The following is a 2092-nucleotide window of genomic DNA, read 5'->3' on the forward strand; positions in this document are numbered from 1 at the left end:
AGGTGGCCCCCATACCTTTGGAGGTGCCTATGCCTACTGTTCAAATCATGTCCGTTGTCGGCAGTGCCGTCCCCGCCCCACTCCGGGAGCTCGGGTTGCTGGCCTGCTGGTATGTAGTACGCGATGGCGAAACCATCAGCGGCCCGCTCACCTCGCTGTCCGCTGCGCAACAACAGCAACAGCAGGTGTCGAACTTCAGGCTCCATGCCTGAAGCCTCTGGCCTGAAAACTCACGCCTGAGAACTAGGGCAATGGCAGTTTGACCCGCGGCTTGCTTTCGACAAACAACGCCCAACTGGACATAAACAGCGCCGCCACCAGCGGCCCGATCACAAAGCCATTCAAGCCAAACACCGACAGGCCGCCCAAGGTCGAGATCAGGATCAGGTAATCCGGCATCTTGGTGTCTTTGCCCACCAGGATCGGGCGCAATACATTGTCCACCAGCCCGATCACGAACACGCCGAACAAGCCCAGTACTACGCCCTGCCAGATCGAACCGCTCAACAGGAAGTAGGCGGCCACCGGCCCCCACACGATCCCAGCGCCGACGGCTGGCAGCAACGACAGAAACGCCATCAACACCGCCCAGAGCAACGCGCTGGGAATGTCCAGAAACCAGAAGATCAAACCGCCCAGCGCACCCTGGGTCACGGCGACCAACACGTTGCCCTTGACGGTCGCACGTACCACCCGATTGAACTTGAGTTGCAACCGGCGCTTTTGCGGCTCGGCCAACGGCACCGCCGTACGTACTTTGCGCACCAGTTCCGGGCCGTCACGCAGTAGGAAAAACAGCAGGTACAGCATGATGAAAAAGCTCACCAGGAAATCAAACGTGCCCTGGCCGAAGCTGAACGCCTGGGTGGCAAAGAACTGGCTGCCTTGCATGGCGCTCTTGACGATCTTTTCCCGCAGCCCCTCCAGGTTACCCATGCCGAAGCGGTCGAGCAGATGCTGGAAATAAGGCGGCAGGATGTTCTTGAACTGTTCGATATACCCCGCCACGTCCAATTTGCCGCTTTCGATATTTTTATAGAGGGTGGCGCCCTCTTGCACCAGCAGCACGCTGGTGATGATCACCGGCAAAATTGCGATCACCAGGCATACCGTAAGGGTGGCCAGGGACGTCAGGTTGCGGTTCCAGCTGAAGCGTTGCTGCAGGCGCCGCTGCATCGGGGCGAAGATGATGCCAAGGATGACCGCCCAGAACACCGCGCCATAGAACGGCAGCAATATCCAGATAAAGGCGATGGTCACCAGGGCCAGCAATAACAGCAGGGTTTTGAATTGAAGGTTGGTTTGGTTCATGTCCGGTCCATGTCAGAAAAGCAGAGGGCCTTCAGCGGCCCTGTTGCTTAGTCCGCGGCAGAACCTGGGAGTGCCCTTCAAGCGTAGACCGCCTCATTGAATCGCCCTGGCCTCATTCAACAGTACTTCAATCACCTGTTCCTGAGCCTCGTAGCGTCCCTCACCGAAGTGGCTGTAACGCACGTGCCCCTTGGCATCGATCAGGTAGTGGGCCGGCCAATATTGGTTATCGAAGCTGCGCCAGATCGCGTAGTTATTGTCGATAGCCACCGGATAACCGATGCCCAGCTTGCGCACCTGTTCCTTGACGTTGGCCGGGATGTGCTCAAACGCGTATTCGGGCGTGTGTACGCCAATCACCACCAAACCGTCTTTTTCGTAGCGTTTGGCCCAGGTATTGACGTAGGGCAGCGCACGCCGGCAGTTGATGCAGTCATAGGTCCAGAAATCCACCAGCACTACTTTGCCTTTGAGCGCTTCAAGGCTCAGAGGCGGTGAGTTGAGCCATTCGACCGCTCCCGCCAGCGACGGCGTGGCACCCGCAGGTTGCTTGCTCTCGCCACTGGCCATCCAGCTTGCGGTCAGAGCGAAAGCCAGCAGCAGGCTGGTAAACAGGAATGTGATAGGTCGCATGGTGATTACCTTGTCGAGTCGCAGAGTGCCTATTGAACCCCTCTGAGGTATCACGCCTGTGTCGAACGGCACCCGCCGATACACAGCGATACAAAACCCGCAAAAGCCCGACCTGGATCAATAAATGCGTGTGCCAGCTCCTTTACGC

General features: G+C 58.1%; 2 protein-coding genes and 1 pseudogene. 1 reads left to right on the forward strand and 2 read right to left on the reverse strand.

Going from position 1 to position 2092, the window contains the following annotated elements; genetic code table 11:
• Nucleotides 1-29: 29 nt before the first annotated feature.
• Nucleotides 30-212 carry a hypothetical protein gene (locus FEM54_RS31275; protein WP_017135285.1) on the forward strand — a complete coding sequence of 61 codons (183 nt, stop codon included), beginning with the start codon at nucleotides 30-32 and terminating at the stop codon, nucleotides 210-212.
• 31 nt (nucleotides 213-243) lie between these two features.
• On the opposite strand, the gene FEM54_RS31280 is transcribed toward FEM54_RS31275, so the two are convergent.
• A complete protein-coding gene (locus tag FEM54_RS31280) occupies nucleotides 244-1311 on the reverse strand; it encodes an AI-2E family transporter (RefSeq protein ID WP_017135286.1) in 1068 nt (355 codons plus the stop codon).
• A gap of 93 nt (nucleotides 1312-1404) precedes the next feature.
• Nucleotides 1405-1851: pseudogene (locus tag FEM54_RS31285) on the reverse strand (thioredoxin family protein); the annotation flags it as partial.
• Nucleotides 1852-2092: the final 241 nt, after the last annotated feature.

The sequence above is a fragment of the Pseudomonas edaphica genome, assembly GCF_005863185.1.
Classification (GTDB): Bacteria; Pseudomonadota; Gammaproteobacteria; order Pseudomonadales; family Pseudomonadaceae; genus Aquipseudomonas; species Aquipseudomonas edaphica.

Bases quoted from the DNA above. Each gene is read 5' to 3' on its own strand.
- FEM54_RS31280 (WP_017135286.1), bottom strand. From the start codon at position 1,311: ATGAACCAAACCAACCTTCAATTCAAAACCCTGCTGTTATTGCTGGCC.
- FEM54_RS31275 (WP_017135285.1), top strand. From the start codon at position 30: ATGCCTACTGTTCAAATCATGTCCGTTGTCGGCAGTGCCGTCCCCGCC.